This is a genomic window from Bacteroidia bacterium (assembly GCA_040880525.1).
Lineage (GTDB): Bacteria > Bacteroidota > Bacteroidia > CAILMK01 > JBBDIG01 > JBBDIG01.
On record JBBDIG010000028.1, the window covers coordinates 42,959 to 61,146 of the forward strand.

Annotated in this window: 10 protein-coding genes; 6 read left to right on the forward strand and 4 right to left on the reverse strand. The window is 45.9% G+C overall.

Annotated elements, in window-relative coordinates; all coding sequences use genetic code 11:
* Positions 1-67: 67 nt before the first annotated feature.
* On the reverse strand, positions 68-1,696 hold the full coding sequence (locus WD077_08205; protein ID MEX0967207.1) for a hypothetical protein: 1,629 nt from the start codon (positions 1,694-1,696) through the stop codon (positions 68-70).
* A 44-nt stretch (positions 1,697-1,740) separates the two neighbouring features.
* Between WD077_08205 and WD077_08210 the strand changes: the two genes are divergently transcribed.
* The 3 genes from WD077_08210 to WD077_08220 are packed head-to-tail and all read left to right on the forward strand — an operon-like array spanning position 1,741 to position 5,783.
* Positions 1,741-3,060 carry an oligosaccharide flippase family protein gene (locus WD077_08210; protein ID MEX0967208.1) on the forward strand — a complete coding sequence of 440 codons (1,320 nt, stop codon included), beginning with the start codon at positions 1,741-1,743 and terminating at the stop codon, positions 3,058-3,060.
* On the forward strand, positions 3,042-4,154 hold the full coding sequence (locus tag WD077_08215) for a CapA family protein (protein MEX0967209.1): 1,113 nt from the start codon (positions 3,042-3,044) through the stop codon (positions 4,152-4,154). The genes WD077_08210 and WD077_08215 overlap by 19 nt, the downstream gene beginning before the upstream one ends.
* 3 nt (positions 4,155-4,157) lie before the next feature.
* Entirely contained in the window at positions 4,158-5,783 is a 1,626-nt protein-coding gene (locus WD077_08220; GenBank protein MEX0967210.1) for an asparagine synthase-related protein, read from the forward strand.
* A 93-nt stretch (positions 5,784-5,876) separates the two neighbouring features.
* Here WD077_08220 and WD077_08225 read toward each other — a convergent pair whose 3' ends face one another.
* Positions 5,877-7,121 (reverse strand): S-adenosylmethionine:tRNA ribosyltransferase-isomerase, encoded by a 1,245-nt coding sequence (locus WD077_08225; GenBank protein MEX0967211.1) that lies wholly within the window; start codon positions 7,119-7,121, stop codon positions 5,877-5,879.
* Positions 7,122-7,508: 387 nt separating this feature from the next.
* Here WD077_08225 and WD077_08230 point away from each other — a divergent pair, with 387 nt between their 5' ends.
* A complete protein-coding gene (locus WD077_08230) occupies positions 7,509-13,949 on the forward strand; it encodes an immunoglobulin-like domain-containing protein (protein ID MEX0967212.1) in 6,441 nt (2,146 codons plus the stop codon).
* A 456-nt stretch (positions 13,950-14,405) separates the two neighbouring features.
* On the opposite strand, the gene arfB is transcribed toward WD077_08230, so the two are convergent.
* On the reverse strand, positions 14,406-14,804 hold the full coding sequence (gene arfB / locus WD077_08235) for an alternative ribosome rescue aminoacyl-tRNA hydrolase ArfB (protein ID MEX0967213.1): 399 nt from the start codon (positions 14,802-14,804) through the stop codon (positions 14,406-14,408).
* Between the two features lie 160 nt (positions 14,805-14,964).
* On the opposite strand from arfB, the gene WD077_08240 reads away from it, so the two are divergent.
* On the forward strand, positions 14,965-16,386 hold the full coding sequence (locus WD077_08240) for an NfeD family protein (protein MEX0967214.1): 1,422 nt from the start codon (positions 14,965-14,967) through the stop codon (positions 16,384-16,386).
* Positions 16,383-17,012, forward strand: coding sequence for a porin family protein (locus WD077_08245; GenBank protein ID MEX0967215.1), 630 nt, complete (start codon positions 16,383-16,385; stop codon positions 17,010-17,012). The genes WD077_08240 and WD077_08245 overlap by 4 nt, the downstream gene beginning before the upstream one ends.
* A gap of 35 nt (positions 17,013-17,047) precedes the next feature.
* Here the strand turns inward: WD077_08245 and WD077_08250 are convergent, their stop codons facing one another.
* A complete protein-coding gene (locus WD077_08250) occupies positions 17,048-18,079 on the reverse strand; it encodes a ligase-associated DNA damage response exonuclease (protein ID MEX0967216.1) in 1,032 nt (343 codons plus the stop codon).
* Positions 18,080-18,188 lie beyond the last annotated feature (109 nt).

Consider the following 18,188-nt stretch of genomic DNA (forward strand, 5'->3'; position numbering starts at 1 on the left):
TGGACAGCGATGCGGCATTCTTCCTTTTTGGCCCGCACCTCAGATTGTTGAAATTAGCTCCAAAATATCAACGTCTCGTGTATATCCGGAAATAATCGCTCTCATGTTCTATTTGCCAGTGTAGGCGCAGGTATGTTATTATTCCATATTTCTGAAGTTGGCTGTCAAGCGGTTCTTTGGTAAATGAAAGCGGTGCCGCCTGGTATTTCTGCGCCAGGACCCAACTGCCCTCCGGCAATGAATCCAGGTCATTTTTAAGCCTTTGCAAAATGGATGAGTTTTGCACCTCAAGTCCGGCTGGCCAGTCCAGACTCATGGGGTTTAGCTGCGAATGTTTTACCCAGAAGGCAGGAGTTTCCGGCAAAACTGCGATGGTTCTGAATCCGGCATTTTCAGCTACGTCTGTGAGGTTTTTCAGAAAATGATATGTGGTGGAATTTGTGTAAATACCGGCAGCGCCCGGAAGCACACCATCCAGAGAATATTGCAGTTGCCGGGCTGGAAGATCTCTGTAAATATTCCGAAGCCGGGCCTCATGGTATGTCATAGCACTGATGAGCAGCAGCAGAACCAGGATTCCTTTGCGTAATCTTCCATAGTAAAATGTGGGATTGAACGACAGTTGGAAAATGGAAGCCGTCAGCAGGAAAAGCCCGGCCAGCAAAGGCCCGGCAAAAAGTACCGGAGTATTCATCCCTACTGAAATTGAAGCCGTCCATCCGGTAACAAGCACGATGATGGCCGTTTTTGTAGCCGGGGATTGCCAGTCATTTTTAATACCATACAGGATGACAGCGCTCGTGAAGCAGCCTGCCAGCAGGAATGCAGGTTTCGTCTCATACTTTCCGTAGAACATGGCTGCGCAGAGAAATAGCATCAGCAAAATCCACAGATCGTAAAAGAACCAGCCGGTCAGCCGTGGCCTGTGTCGCAGAATAAAGGCAGGAACGGCAATAGCTGCCATTCCGCCCCAAAACCAGAAGTTGGCGAGATACCTGAAAATACCGGTTTCCAGTAGTGAGGTTTCTGACGAAAGCTGCTGCCACAGAAACTGCGCACCTCCCCCGTATATGATAAATGAAAGGTAGAGGATAGACGGAACCAGCGCAATAATAAGAAGGTACGGACGCCTGATGTCAGTGATGAGCCATACCGCCAGGGGTACCGCAAGAAAGTTTTGTTTCGTAAGGCAGGACAGGCCCAGCACAAAGTATCCTGCAATCCGCCATCTACTTTCGCTCACCAGGAAGAAGCCCACTGTCACCAGGAAAAGCCCGTCCAGCGTGTGCCAGGCCATCAGGTTGAAATAGTAGGTGGAAAAAAGGTAAGAAATGAAGCCGGAGAGCAGTACCCATGATACGCGCCAACTATCCGGGAGCCTGAATTGGCGGAAAAATATCAGAGCCCACAGGAAACAGGAAAGGGCAACCTGCAGCCGGGCCAGGAAGCGACTGAGATAGAAAGTATAGTTGCCGCCCAGCCAAACTTCCGGCACGTGAAGCAGGGGCGAAAGCGCAGGGCGGATCGAAATGAAATCACGGTGGGGAAGCTGGCCATCCAGGATTCTCCGGCTCATGGCCAGGATAAAGCCCTCATCAGTAGGGTTAAACCCCAGATGCCCGTAAAGAATTTGCGTGATCAGGGCAAGGGCTGTAGCAGGGACCAAAAGGAGCCACAGCAGTTTGGATGTTTTCATAATCCGGTATGGCCGATAGCCGTTATTGAGGAATTTGCTTCGATTTGCGCAAATTTGCACGATTCAGGTCTGATATGGTTTTCCGTTCCCGCTTTTTCCGCCACATTTTTACTCTTTTCTCAGGGTCTGCCCTGGCTCAGGCGGCAAACTTTGGAATTTATTTCGTTGTAGCCCAGCTTTATACACCCGAAGATTTTGGCTATTTTGCACTCTATACAGCCACCGTTCTCATTGCCGCAGATATGTCCAATGCCCGATATGATCTCAGCATACTGCTCCCAAAGGAGGAGGCCGCTTCTGATGATCTTGTGCGGTTATGCCTTTCCATTGCTTTAGCACTTTCGGTTTTCTCTGCAGCCATGATCTACATTGTACGTATTCCCCAAATGATTTTTCCGGAAAATGGCATAATGGTTTTTCACTTCCTCTTTTTTCCGTTATCGCTGTTCCTTATCGGAGCCATACAGCCGCTCACCAACCTGATGAACCGGTTGCAACAATACCGGCACCTGACGATCTCGAAAATACTCCAGGTACTGTTGATGGGGCTGGCAACTATCGGGATGGGACTGGCAGGCGAAACCGGTAAAGGGTTGCTCTATGGATTTGTCGCAGGACAATTGGGAACGGTCATTTATCTTTTTATTACTGCTGTGATTTATAAAAAAGATATTCTTAAAAATTTTTCCGTTCGTGCAATGAAATTACAGGCCCGGGAATACAGCTATTTTCCACGTTATTCAATTACATCCGCAGTATTAAACACCGCCTCCCGGCAAAGCCCGGTTTACCTGCTTGGGCTGTATTTCGGGCTGCCGGTGGCGGGTAGCTTCAACATGGCTTTTCGGCTGCTGGCCGCTCCGGTAATGCTGGTGGCGCAGAGCTATGGGCAGGTATTTTATGAGCGGGCCGCAAAACTGCACCAAAAGCGACAGTCCGATTTCCCGCTTTTCATCTGGCGGAATGTGCGCAACCTCTTCCTGATGGGGTTGGTGCCTTTGCTGGTGATCATGATCTGGGGGGTGGAACTCACCGTGCTCCTGCTCGGAGAAAAATGGATGGATGCTGCTTACTTTATCCAATACCTCGCACCCTGGACGCTGATGCTTTTTATTCTAAATCCTTTATCCTATGTTTTAAATATTAAAATGAAACTTAGAAACGAATTGCTTTATAATATTTTGCTTTTTATTGCCCGGTTGGGAATTTTGATTTTAGGCGGATATTACTGGAGCGCGGAAAATACGGTGGCCGGGTACTCGGTTGTGGGTGTGGTTTTCAGTATAATGCTTTTGCTTTACATACTGCATATAAGCGGATTTCGTTTTGCATCATTTAAATTATTATGGAAGGGGTCCAAATAGCATTTACGGGTGATACCTGTTTCTCAGGAAACTATCATGAACGGTTGCGGCAGGGCCTTCCGGTATTTTCTGCGAGCGTGCAGCAGAAATTGCTTTCGTTGGATTTTGTGGTGACGAACCTGGAAGGTGCATTATGCCACGACTTATCGCCAGTAAAACCTGGGATTGTTCTTGCGAATCCCCCTGAAGCAGTGCATGCGCTTGCATCAAACAATATACAAGTATTTAACCTGGCCAATAATCATATTATGGATTTTGGAAATGCAGGTCTTTTACAAACGTTTTCTATATTAAATAAAAAACAACTGCCTCATTTTGGAGCAGGAAAAAATGCAGCGGAAGCATCGCAACCTGTTTACCTGGAAAAAAATGGGGTAACGGTAGCGCTGATTGGCTGTGCGCATAAGGAAGGGATGATGGCTTCGGAAAATGAGCCGGGAGTTTTTTATGTGGGTCATCACAAATTGCTGCGGCAACAAGCAGAGCAGGCCCGGCAGTCGGCTGACTGGGTGGTGCTCAATTACCATGGCGGGGAGGAATTCACACGGTTTCCGCAGCCTACAAGGCGCAGGCTGCTTCGCAAATTATTGCAATTGCCGGTGGATTTTATTGTGGCCCACCATCCTCACGTAGTACAGGGTGTTGAAGAATTCAACGGAAAATATATTTTCTGGTCATTAGGTAATTTTATTTTTCATTTGGCGGAACATCAAAATCTTCAATATGTAAACCAGGGGATGCTGCCGATATTTCATTTTTCAAAAACTCAATTTAAATTTCATATTTTACCTTTAATATTAAATATTGAAAAAGGAATTGTGGAAGAAGGCGATGCTTCGCAATTCCGGGCGGTGCTTGAGGAACTGAGCGATTTCTCGGATTATGGTAAAAAATGGCGGAAGGAGGCATCCCGTGTATTTTGGGCCAAAAGAAATAAACGATCCCTGGGTGAAACGGAAGGTGAGGGAGCCAAAGGCAACAAAGGACTTTTGCAAAAGGCGAAAACCGCTGTCAGGTGGCTTCGTGACGAAAATCAACGGCCATTGGTGATGGGAGCCATAAAGGAGGCTTTATATAAAAAATTAAGAAATTAGAAAATGCAGTTGGTGCTTGCAAAGGAAAAGATGTGGCGATGGCACAGAAGCGATGGTCTGGCCGTAAAAGGTTTTGCTTTTGACCCGGATGGGAATTTCATGCAAAATGGGGATTTGCACAATTGGCTTTTATCTAAGATATTTAATAAAGAATTTAATGTTAATGAATTAATACAATTATTTAAAAATCTTAATGGATTTTTTTCTATCGTAATAAAAAAGGATAATAAATTTTTTATTGTTTCTGATAAAATCAGGTCATTTCCATTATTTTATAAAATGAACAGCGGTGAAGCTTTTATTACGGATGATTCCCTTTCTATTTTCCCGGAAAGGCCGGTTTATATTCAACCGCATATTCGGCATCAGTTTGAGCAGAGGGGTTTTGTATCCGGGCCGGATACGCTCAATGATGAAATTAAGCAAGTAGTGGCAGGATGCTTTGTGGAAATAGAAGAATCATCGAATGCAGTGCAGGAGCATGTTTATTTCAGGCATTTGCACGGACCCTATTTTCCGGAAGTAAAGCAGGAATTGATGGAGAGACTTGAGGTGACGGGCCAGGCTATTTTTGAGCGATTGGTGAAATCGGCAGCGGGGAGGCCAATTGCAGTGCCGCTGAGTGGTGGCTACGATTCGCGTTTTATCGCAGCGATGCTCAGGAAGCTGAAGTATGAGCCCGTGGTATGCTATACCTATGGCCGCGAAAACAGCTTCGAGGCGAGGCGTGCAAAACGCGTGGCAGAGCAGCTTGGTTTTCCCTGGTTTTTCGTGAAGTATACCGGGGAAGCCTTTCAGCCATTATTCGGAAAGGTGGGTGCGGCCTACCGTGAATTCGCGGCTGATGCGGCTTCACTACCCCACGAGCAGGATTTCTTTGCACTTTATGAATTGCAACACCGGGAGCATTTTCCGAAAGAAGCTATTATTGTTCCCGGCTATTCTGGCGATGTGCTGGCAGGTAGTTTTATTCCGGATCCTTACCGCCTTAAACAATGGCAACTGACGTCCGAATCACTTGCGGATTTTATTGCAGCAGAACATTTTAATCTGCGGCCAGGTGACATACATTATAAAGAAACCTTGGCGCAGTTGCTCAGGGAATTAGAGCCGTTCTCCATCCACGATGAGGAGGGGTTTCAGAGTGTGCTGGAGCACTGGATAACCGTCAATCGCCAGGCGAAATACACCGTGAATGCCAACCGGGTGTCGGAGTTTTTCGGATATGAATGGCGAATGCCGCTATGGGATGATGCCTGGATGCAGTTGTGGTACAGGATTCCGGAATCGCAGCGAGTGGGTCAGAAGCTCTATCGCGAATTCCTGGATGACAGGGTCTTTGCTCCGATGGGCGTGCGCATAGCCGGTAAAACCTTTGATGAAAGGCTAGGCCACAAAAGGTTGATCTCATATTTGAAAGCTCAATTGCCCCGCAGCACCCGCAAGCTGCTGAAGCCGCTGTTTGTCCCGGGTCGGGTTGCTGACCCCAATAATTTCGGGCTGTTGGCGAAAATGATCCAAAGCCGGTTGCAGTCATCGCTGAAGCCGGGTAGCCGCCAGGATTTGAATTTCGTCCATGCACTATGGCACCTGGAGGCGTTGGAGGAACATTTTAAGAAATCGCAGTGAATCGAAGATGTAGATTTATAGACTGCAAGACCATTCTATGAAAAGTAATTTATTGAAATTATATTGTAACTATTTATTATGGTAAAAAGACGTTCATTTTCTCCAGAGTATTGAACTGTCGCCATAACTGAGAAAACGGTAATCCTTGCGCAAAGCTTCTTCGTAGATTTTTCTCCAGTCGTTTCCGGTAAAAGCAGCAATGAGCAGCAGCAACGTGGAGCGCGGCATGTGGAAATTGGTAATAAGCAGGTCGCAAACCTGGAAATGGTAGCCGGGAACAATCATGATCTCGGTTTGGCCGGTAAGCTGGTCCACCCCCTGTTTATGCATAAGATCAAGCAAAGTTTCCATGAGTTGGTGCATGGGTGGCAATTCATCTTTTGCAAATTGGTAGGGATAATTCTTGGAAATATGAAACTGCAGTTTCACCTCCTGCTCACGAACCATCCGGAATGCAGCCCAGTAAAGGCTCTCCAATGCCCTCAGTGTAGTGGTGCCGGTGGCTGCAATTACAGTGTGCCTTAGCAGATTCTCAATGTTTTTACGGGATATGACAAATTGCTCAACGTGCATTGGATGCTCGTGAACGTATTCCACAATCACAGGCTGAAAGGTGCCTGCACTCACATGCAGCGTAATTTTATCCAAGACCACATGCTTTTTGATGAGATCATCCATCAGTTCATGGGAAAAGTGCAGTCCGGCAGTTGGCGCTGCCACCGCGCCCTCAGACTTTGCATATACGGTCTGGTACGATTCGCTGTCTGATGCGTCAGGTGGCCGGTTCAGGTAGGGCGGCAGGGGAATTTGGCCGGCAGCAGCCAGCACCTGGGCAAAATGCATTTCAGGCGGATTCCAGGTAAATTCAACTTCTACCGTCTTTCCGTTCTCACCAATCCTTTTTGCCAATAATATCAAGGTTCCGGTTTCCGTGCGGATAGCCAGTTCCAACACTTCATCCTGTTTCCAGCGTTTCAGATTGCCCACCATACATTCCCATCTGCAATGCCCTTGCTTTTGCATGGCCTGTTGTATCTCCGTTGGCTGAAGAGGCTTTAGACAAAAGATCTCAATGTGTGCGCCCGTAACTTTCCGGAAGGACATTCTTGCATGGATAACCCTGGTATCATTAAAGACCAATAGTGAGTGAACCGGTAGCAAACCGGGCAGGTCACGGAAGAGTTGATGTTCAATTTCTCCATTCCTGTATACCAGCAATTTGCTCTGATCCCGCTGCGGGAGCGGGTGGCGTGCGATACGGTGGTTGGGTAACGAATAGTCGAAATCCGATATTTTCAGCTTTTCATCAAAATGCATCAGGCAAAGGTACTGGCTCATTCTGCCTTGGTATTTGGCAAATCCCCTAGAAGTCATGAGGACTATTAATCTTGCATTTGTGAACTTTGGTCCCAGTGTGATTCTATTCGCGAACAAATAGGCGGGATGTGCATTACCCACATGCGCTGATCGTGAGGATTTTATGCCTGGTAAATTTTTTTCGGATTCGTGGGAACTATTTGGAGGCGTTATATTGTTGCCGTGTAGAATGTCAGACTTTCGCTGGTTCAGCGAAAAATTTAACATGCCGAAGGGAATTAGTTTACATTTTCATTTAACTTGCGAAATATTTAGAAGATGAATGAGTATAATTCTCAGGAAATTAGCTGAAAATTTCATTTTCTTTTCAGATGTGTCTTTTTGTAAAACTTTAAAATATTCAACCTAATGAAAAAATCATTTACTTTTCAAAGTTGGCTTCTAACATTTCTCTTGCTGCTTGGCAGTTCGGGAATTGTGAACGCCCAGATGTCCGGAACGTATACCATTGATCCGAATGGGAGCGGTTCGAGTAACTACACGACTTTTGATGATGCAGTGGACGACCTGGAGAGCTTCGGAGTTTCAGGTCCGGTAATCTTTCAAGCCTCGGCTGACTCATTCAATGAGATGATCACGATCACTAAAATCACAGGGGCCTCGGCTACAAACACAATCACGTTTGAGGGTGCAGGAATGTACTCCACGGTATTGTGGTATTCAACGGCCACTACAACTGTTTATTTAACGGATACGGCCGGGTATATCACATTCCGTGATATGACCATAGACGATCCAAATACCGTTGGTACCGCTATTCATATTGACAGAGCAAGCCATCACATTAAAGTAGAAAATTGCTACCTCACGACATTTATGGGAACAGGAGGTAACATTCTTGTTTATTTTAATAATGGGGCGCATAATAATACTTTTACCAATAACGTGATGAAGGGCGGGTACTACAGCGTATATGCCAATTATAGCAGTGGTGGTGACAGCAATTCCTTCATTGGGAATGACATTTCCGAATATTATTCCTACGGTTTCTATTATTGGTATCAACGGAATTATGAACTGAAGGATAACATTCTTCATAGCCCTGGGTATCAGTATGCTTACGCATTTGCTCCGTATTATTGTCAGAATTTCTTGCTTGAAGGTAATACCGCAATTGGTAATTATGCTGGTATCCTGATGCAGTATGCTGATAATTATCAAATTATCGAAAATCGGTTGTTGGATTGCGGGGTATATGGCCTGTATATCTTTAACGGGAATGCTACTTCAACAGATACCAGCTATGTAACCAATAACATGATTTCATCCACGCAACCAGGGTATGTAATATACAATTACCAGGTGAACCGGACCTTCTATTATCATAACAGCTTATATGGTAGTAATCCCTACTACGGCCTTATGTTTCAACAAGGAGGAAGTAACCATTTTGTCAATAATTCTGCTGAGATCACAGCTCAGTACTATGGAATTTATGTTAATGGTACTCCGTTCTCCAGAATGGAATATAACAATCTCTATATTTCAGGAACCAATGGCTATGCATACTGGAACGCTCTATATGGTAGCTTAGCTGCTTTGCAGGCAGGAACCGGCCTTAATCAGAACACCATCAGCGTAGATCCTGAGTATGTGAGCATAACGGATCTGCATGCTGACGGGCAACTGCTCAATAATGAAGGGATCGAACTGTCAGCGGTTCCATTTGATATAGATGGAGATCCACGCCCATACTCGCCTGATACTTTGGTGGATATTGGAGCTGATGAAATTTATGTTGGTGACTATGATCTGGACGTTGAAACGCTAGACAATCCAAAATCACTGGTACTGAATGGAAATAACGTGGTAGAAGCCACTTTCCGGAATAAAGGAAAAATGGCTTTATCCAGTACGGATGTTAAAGTGGCTTATTCCTATGATGGCGGTACCAACTGGACAGAAGATACGCTGGTGATCACATCTCTTGTACCGGGGGCGAGGCAATCTTTTACCTTTACACGGCCTTTTACGATCAGCACTTCTGCTACCTACACAGTTTGTGTAAGGATCACTCAACAGATAAGTGGCGATCCTGATAACAGCGATCAGAAATGCATTGATGTTTGTGATGGTGTCTCCGGAACTATAGTGGTTGATGCAACTGGGAACGGGGATCATACCACTATCAATGGAGCCCTGGATGAACTCAAATGCGGTTTGATCGGACCTGTAACGATCCAGATCAGGCCCGGAACCTATACCGAAACCATAAAGATTGATCCAATTTTTGGTCTTTCTTCCACCAATACGGTGACTATTGAAGGTGCAGGCAAAGACAGTGTCTTTATTGAGCAGAGTGGTGGCGCGGCTGCCGTAACACTGGATGGCGTATCCTACATCACAATTCAGGATGTAAGTATTGAAGCGTCAACCAATTCAACCGGTGTTAAGATTACCGGTGGTTCTGCTAACAATACAATAAAGGATAATATTATTGATGTAGGGTCTTCTACCAGCACAACTTCGGTTGGAATAGTGATCGGTAATTCCTATAACTCAGGGACAACCGATAATACATATAACCTAATACAGAATAATGAAGTCTATGGCGGATATATGGGCATTACCTGCGCAGGTGCTTCCAACGCATCCAACGGCCGTGTAAAGGGTAATCGCTTTATAGGAAATATAGTTGATGACCACTACTTCTATGGTATGTACTTGTGGTACAATCAGGATATAGAAGTAATTGGAAACAAACTGCTTGGTGCAACTATAGCGACCAGCGGGTATGGGATGTATGCCTTTTACAACAATAATTCTAAGTACAACGGAAACACGATCAGCGGGTATAACTATTCTCCCTGGATGTGGTACTATGAGAATTATATTAATTCTACTTCCACAGATACTACCTGGGCAGTAAATAATATGTTAGGCGGCAATATGACTAATACGTATGGCTACACCCTTTACGCAATTTACGCGACAAAGGTGAAGTTTTATCATAACAGCCTGTTGCATTTGCCGGGTTCTTATCATGCCTTTATGATCCAATATGGAAGCTGGGATATGCGGAATAATAATTTCAGCCATGCTTCTGCCTCTGCTGCGAATTATTATACCTTTTACTTTTATAATCCCACTTGGATAGCGCTTGATTACAACAACTATGAGAGCCTGTCATCTACTGCCATTTATTACAATGGAGCTACATACCAGGGATTGGCGGACTGGCAAACCGGGCAGCCGCAGTATAACCAAAACTCTACTGCTGAGGATGCCAATTACAATAGCACCAGTGATCTTCATCTTGCTTTCGGCAAGCCATTCCCTACAGGGGCAAGCCTGGGTATTACCGAAGATATAGATGGTGACCCAAGATGCCTCATGGCTCCAACTATGGGTGCGGATGAATCGCGCTACCCCGTGCCTCCACCTGTGGCAGGCTTCCTTGCACCTGATACGGCATGGCTGAACAGTGGTACAGACTTCTATAACAGCGCATCTAAAAGTGATAATTACTTTTATAACTGGTATCTGGATGGCAGCCATCAGTCAAGCTCCCTTCATTTTAAGCACACATTTTCAAGTGCAGGTACTTATGATATAAAATTGGTGACAGAAGGATGCAGCGGTATTGACAGTATAACCAAGACCGTAATTGTTTCAGCACCAACGAGAGCTCCTGAAGCTGACTTTATTGCCGATAAAACAGAAGGAGTTGTTTTTGAATCTATCCAGTTAACTGATCTTTCTGAAAACGGGCCATCATCCTGGGAATGGATAGTTTCTCCGGATTCTATTTATGACCCCAATTTTGGTTTTTCACTTGCAACCTATCACTTTTCTTCAGGAAGCGAATTCAGTCAAAACCCATCCATCGTATTTGAGTATCCCGGAAAGTATTCAATTTGCCTGGTTGCTACCAATGCATTGGGATCGGATACCGTTTGCTTTACAGATTATATAGTAATCCTGAACACGGTTAATATGTGCATGTTCCCATTTGATACGGATGATCAGGAAGGGATCTTGTATGATGATGGCGGTCCGCTGGGCAATTATTCAGCAGGTAAAAATGGCTTTAACATGTGCTATTACACCATTAATTCCTGTGGTGGAGATGTGGAGCTGGCTATTAATGAATTCCAGCTCAACACCGGTGATTACCTGCGTGTATATGACGGAACGTCTAGTAATGGGACTCCGCTCTGGGATGAGATTAATTTTTCTAAGGGTATGAATGGCAACATCACGGACGGCAGCGTAAGAACGATTCTGACTGCCTCTTCAGGCCGTATGTACATTGAGTTTGAGACAGATGCGTCAACTTTCACCACGGGAGCAGGATTCAAAGCAACCTGGCGGACCATTCCCCGGCAATTTGCGCAACCTCAGGCCAATTTCCTTTCGGCAGATACCATTTGTGTTGACATTCCGGTTGAATTCAGAAGCAATTCCACAGGGGACGATCTCACTTACAGATGGGACGTGCTTGCTGACAGCGCATTTGAAAACAGCACCATGAATCAGGAATATACTTTCAGAAGTGTTGGTACATATCCTGTGAGGTTGCACATTTCAAATTGTGCAGGTATAGATACCGTTACCAAATGGGTTGTTGTAGAAAACGCAAGCAAAACACCAAATCCTGATTTTGATGTAAGCAATACAAAACCGGCCATTGGTGCGCTAGTGCAGTTAACGGATCTCACTGACTATTGTGTGACGGATTATAAATGGAAAATCAGTCCTTCCACATATTTCTTCGTGAATTCTACAACCAATACAAGCAGGCATCCTGAACTAACCTTCAATGCTCCGGGATTTTATGATGTTGAACTGGTTGTAACTAATCCGCTGGGAGCTGATAGCATTTTGAAGCAGCAGGTGATCCAGGTCATAAGCTACTGCAAACCTGCGGTGATTAGTCTGAATAACGAACTCGGCATCAGCAGGGTTTCTCTTACTACTCTGAATCATAATGTTCTTCTGGACAATATTTCTAATATCGGGGAGGAGGAGTATACTAACTATACGGCTACCCATTCTGCTACACTCGCTATGGGTTCGGATTACCTGATTTCACTGGAGCGAATTTTCGCAACAAGTGCAATGAACCGTGCCGTTTGGATTGACTTTAACCGCGATGGCGATTTTGATGATGCAGGCGAACTCGTGGCATCCGAAGCATCCGCATTTACGCTTTCATGGACTGATACGTTCTCAATTCCATTGACAGCCGAGGAGGGTTCTACCCGCTTGAGGATTGGAACGAATCGTGGCAGCAACAACAATTTGCCCTGCGGTCCTAACCTCTTTGGCGAGTATGAAGATTATGAGTTGATATTGCTACCTGATGATGAACCACCGGTGATTACTCTGATTGGTAATGATACTACCTATCTCCAGCAGTGTTTCCAATACTCAGAGCAAGGTGCCACAGCACTGGATAATGTGGATGGTGATATTTCGAATCAAATCGTAATTACCAATAATGTTGATTCCAGCTCGGTTGGTACGCATGAAGTATGGTATGACGTTACCGACCAAAGTGGGAACGTTGCGACAAGGGTAGTCAGAAAGGTGATCGTTGAAATGGATACTATTGCTCCTGCTCTTTCACTGATTGGCAACGATCCTGATACCATTGAAGTGCATACTTCTTATATGGAGCCAGGCTACATAGCTACTGATACTTGTGATGGCAATATTACCTCTCAGGTATCTATTGTTTCTTCACTTGATACGGCTATCGTAGGTTCTTATGTGCTTACCTATTCTGTTACGGATGCCAATAACAATACTTCAGTTGAAACCCGTACTGTAGTAGTGGCTGACAGGACTTTACCTCAGATCAGTATCAATGGCTCGGATACCGTAGTTATTGATGTTCATACCAGCTATACAGAAGAGTGGGTCACTTATAGTGATAACTATGATAATTCCCTGAACGTGCAGGTAATCGGAATGGTGGATACTGCAATGGTTGGTACCTATGTCCTTAATTATTGTGTAACCGATGGTGAAGGCAACGGACCTGTTTGCGATACACGAGTGGTAATTGTTCAGGATACCGTGGCTCCAACTGCAACACTTCTTGAAGGTGATACCATTGACTGGGAAGTAAATGTGGCCTTTGTAGATCCCGGTTACAATCTGTCAGATAATTCCAGTGCACATGTAGATGTTAACATCACTAATAATGTGGATGTAAGTATGCTTGGATCTTACCTGATCACTTACACCTTTGAAGATGGATCTGGTAACGTCATTCAGAAAATAAGAGTTGTAAACGTAGTGGATATCAGAGCACCGATTATCTCGTTGAATTTGCCTCTGGTGGATACAGTTTACAGATGGGCTGAGTATTCTGATCCTGACTTTACACTGAATGATAATTATTATGACAGTGCAGATATCCAAATCCATTATGGGGGTTCATTTACCCATACCTTATTGGAAGGCAGCTTCACCCGTACCTACCAGGCGGAAGATCCATCCGGTAATAAATCTGCAGTTCTCCAGCGGGTAATTGTGGTAGTAAGGGATACTACAACCGGAGTTGCTGATCATGACGCCAACAAGCCTCAGATCATGGTTTATCCTAATCCGGCCAATGGTAACTTCTCTGTAGAGGTGAATACACCTGAAGCCAACAGCCGTACCAGGGTCAGCATTACTGATATGACTGGCGCTGAAGTAATGGTGCTGGACGAACGCATGAGCACATCCAACGTAATTTATCCTGTGAATATGAGCAGTGCTGCTGCCGGGGTATATTTCGTGAGGGTAACTTCAGACGCTCATGTAGTAATAAAAAAGGTAGTATTGGTGAAATAGCATTTTTCACTGATCCTTACCTGAATTCAAAAGGCCGTACCGGGAATTTTCCTGGTGCGGCCTTTTTTTGTGCTGTCCCTTGTAATCGGCTGGGTGGTGGTTTGTAATCGCCACCATGAGCAAGCTTCCGCTTTACTGAAAAGGATACGGTCAGCCATTATAACAAGCAAAAACTCATAATTCAGCACTCGGCTACCAGCTTGAACCGCACAATGGATCCACAAGACTTATTCATTATGCAGAAGGAAATTTTTATTGGGTATTACGATGGTTGGAGCCCGTGTTTGCATTCGTGGCACGGGCTGAAAGAAAAAGGACGGTAAACGCACTGAAGGAATCCCTTGAGTGTTCCTAAGAACCGCTTCTTAGGATGATTTGCCCCTGAACCCGGGAGAACTGTATGCCGTGCTGCAAATATTAATTATGATCAGAAAACACGGGTTTTTATTATGCGTGTTATTCCGGTTTTCTGCGCTCCTTCTTTTCTGCCTGAATGCGTTTTTCCCGCAGCCGCTTTTCCTTTACAGAGCGGGGGACTTTTGTGGGAACCCTTCTTTTTCGTTTTCGAAGTGCTTTTTCCAGCAGATCGTAAAAACGCTCTACTACCAGTTTCTTGTTTTGTATCTGGCTTCGCTGGCTTTCCGAGGCAAGCTTCAGGATTCCTTCACTATTGATGCGGTTGCCGAGCTTTTCCTTTATCTGCTGCTTTTGTGTGCTTGTAAGCAACTGAGATGCTTCCACATCGAAAAGCAGTTCAACCCGCGATTCCACCTTGTTCACGTTCTGGCCGCCTTTACCACCACTTCGGCTGGTTTGAAAAGTTAGCTCCGGAAGAAAATCAATGCGTACGGCCATTTTCCTTTATTCTTGTTTATTTAACGGTTACCGTTCAATCGCTGTGCTAAGATTTCCACACAGGCGGTAAGGATAAATGCGGTGCCGGGGCTGCTCAAGAACGTCCGGATCTCCTGTCTGTTCAACGAAACAAAGTAACTTGCGGGCAAACTTCTGACCTATGCTGTATAAGTCCTTTCGGTTATTATTTCTTTTCGGTGTCCTGCTTTTTGCCATCTCCGCTCAGGCTCCGTCTGATACTGTTGCAGATACGGCAACCACCGCTGTTGATTCCCTGAAAAAGGATGGAGCGGTGATCATGAAATTCAGCCTCAGAGAGGACATTGAACCTTTTTCATGGCGCATGACTCAAAAGGCATTTGAGCAGGCCAGGGAGATAAATGCTGACGCAATGCTTATTGATATGAACACCTATGGCGGCCTGGTTTACGTTGCCGATTCTATTCGCAGCAAGTTGCTTCGGTCGCAGATCCCGGTATATGTCTGGATCAACGATAACGCAGCATCTGCGGGGGCATTTATCGCTATTGCCTGCCACAGGATCTATATGACCGAAGGATCAAGCATTGGCGCAGCTACCGTGGTAGACCAATCCGGAGAGGTGGTGCCAGACAAGTACCAAAGCTACATGCGCAGCCGTATGCGGTCTACGGCTGAAGCACGGGGCCGCGATCCTCAGATTGCCCAGGGAATGGTGGACCCTGACGTGGAAGTGCCGGGCGTGAGCGAAAAGGGAAAGGTGATAACGTTTACGCGGAAAGAGGCACTGGAACACGGGTTTTGCGATGGCAAAGCGGCAACCCCGGATGAGGTGCTGCGACAGGAAGGATTTACAAACTATACCATTCAGGAGTTAGAACTCCGGTGGACGGATAAGGTGATCAGCTTGCTTACCAGCCCCTTTATCAGCGGCATTCTTATAATGATCATTATTGGTGGAATTTATTTTGAATTGCAAACTCCGGGAATTGGCTTCCCGATCATTGCTGCAGGCATTGCGGCATTGCTTTATTTCCTGCCCCTTTTTCTCGAAGATCTGGCCGCAAGCTGGGAGATATTGTTGTTTGTGATTGGGGTCGTTTTGCTGGGCCTGGAGCTCTTTGTGATTCCCGGTTTTGGAGTGGCGGGTATAAGCGGCATTATCCTTATCCTGACCGGACTCATCCTCAGCTTGGTGCCCAACGTGAATTTCGACTTCGGATGGGTCGAAACCGGAAGAATTGTGCAAGCTATCCTCACTGTGGTGGTATCATTTATCCTCTCTATCGGGCTCATTGTTGTATTCGGGAAAAGCGTGATGCGGAGCAGTCCGTTTCAGTCGCTTGTTCTGAATAGCACGCTCAGCACAGCAGAGGCATATAAAAACCTGATTGTGCAAAAAGAAAGTCTCGTTGGTAAAACCGGAGTAGTCGTTTCGGATTTGCGGCCGGGAGGGAAAGTGGAAATAGATGATGAATATTATGATGTGGTGACAGAAGGTGGATTCACACCACGGGGCGCCATCGTCAAAGTGGTGCAGGATTACAGGACAAGAATCGTTGTGAGGGAGATTACTGATCAAAAATCAAATACAGAAACATGAGTTTTAAACTGATCTTTTTTATTATTTCTTGCTTAATATTCTCAATATATGCAGGTGCGCAAAACTTTAAAGGGTCGCTCCTTCTTGGCGTCAATGCAGCGCAGATCCATGGTGATGGTATGGGAGGATTTAATAAATTAGGCATCATGGGCGGAGTTGGCGTTACGCTTCCCTTTTCTGAAAAGTGGAGCGGCCGCATGGAGTTGAACTATAGCCGCAAAGGCAGCCGTGAAGATCTGGGTCCGGATGGAACAGGACAACAGGGAGCCTGGGCATTGTTAAAAGTCAATTATGCAGAAGTACCCATTTCTGCAATTTATCATTGGAAGGAAAAGCTCAATTTCCAGGGCGGACTTGGTGTGGCGTTTTTGATCAATTATACCGCAGAAGATCCCATAGGTGCTCCCTATACCTTGACACCTGGAAATGAGCTAAGGCCCTATGATCTTACTGCCCATTTGGGCTTAGCCTACCAGTTTACTGACCGGATCAGCGGGCTTATTCGCTACAGTCAGTCATGGGCGTCCATCGGCAGAGATGGACGCACACTTTTCAGCGTCCCTTATGGTGGACTTTATAATATCATCGTAAACATTGGGGTGAGATATGACCTCAGCAAACAGTAAATTTTTTCAGTTCCGCTGAAGCATATATTTATCTGCTAAGACTTTTCAGGAAGATCTTGTGTATCGGTTTCTTCATCCATTTCTCCTTTGTATTCCGTTTCCACCACGCTTGCATCCAGGCCCTGTTCTGAGAGGTAGCGGGCCAGTACTGCGGAATAGCCGTGGGTAAGGAATACGCGTTCCGCCCCGGTATCGCGAATGGCGGCCAGCAATCCCGGCCAGTCGGCATGGTCCGAGAGGACGAAACCCCGGTCAACAGCCCTGCGCCTGCGGGCACCTCTCACCTGCATCCAGCCGGAGGCCGTGCCGGTGGCAAAAGGGTAGAACTTCCGGACCCAGGGACTGCTTAGCGCGGAGGGCGGTGCAATCACCAGAGAGCCCGGGAATAGCCTTCGGTCCGTTTCGCTGGTGATCCGTTCCAGAGGCCGCAACGGAATGCCATGCGTCCTCAGCACCTCGTGCATATTGCAAATCGCTCCATGCCCGAAAATCCGGCCTATGGAGGGGTCAACGTTATGAAACAGCCGTTGCGCCTTTCCCAGCGTGTAGCCCAATAAAAGGCTGGTTTTTCCTGCTTCGGCATTGCGTCTCCACCAGCTATTGATCTCGGCAAATACCTCCGCCTGTGGCCGCCAACGGTAAACCGGCAGTGCAAAAGTTGATTCGGAGATAAAGACATTGCACTTTATTGATTCGTAAGGTGTACAGAGATTATCATTCTCCGTTTTATAATCCCCGGTAAAAACCCAAATCTCGCCTTTATATTCCACCCGCACCTGTGCCGATCCAATGATATGGCCGGCAGGATGCAGCGAAAATGTAACTCCGTTTATGGAGAATGGCTCGCCATACCCGATGCCCGTCACCGGGCTGTCTCCCAGGCGCAGCTTCAGAATGGGGACGGAATCATGCTGGGCGATATAGTGCCTGCTTCCCGGACGGGCATGGTCGGAGTGGCCATGCGTTACGATGGCCTTGTCCACCGGTTTCCAGGGATCCAGGTATAAATTGGCGCGCAAACAATAGATTCCACGGTCAGTAAACGTAAGCAGTTTTTCTTTTGGCATTCATGCAAAATAACAATGAATGAAGGAGAGAATGAATGTTCAGTGATGATTAAAATTTAGTAAACATTATCGTTTTACCGGGGTTGTAAATTTATTTAAATTATAATAA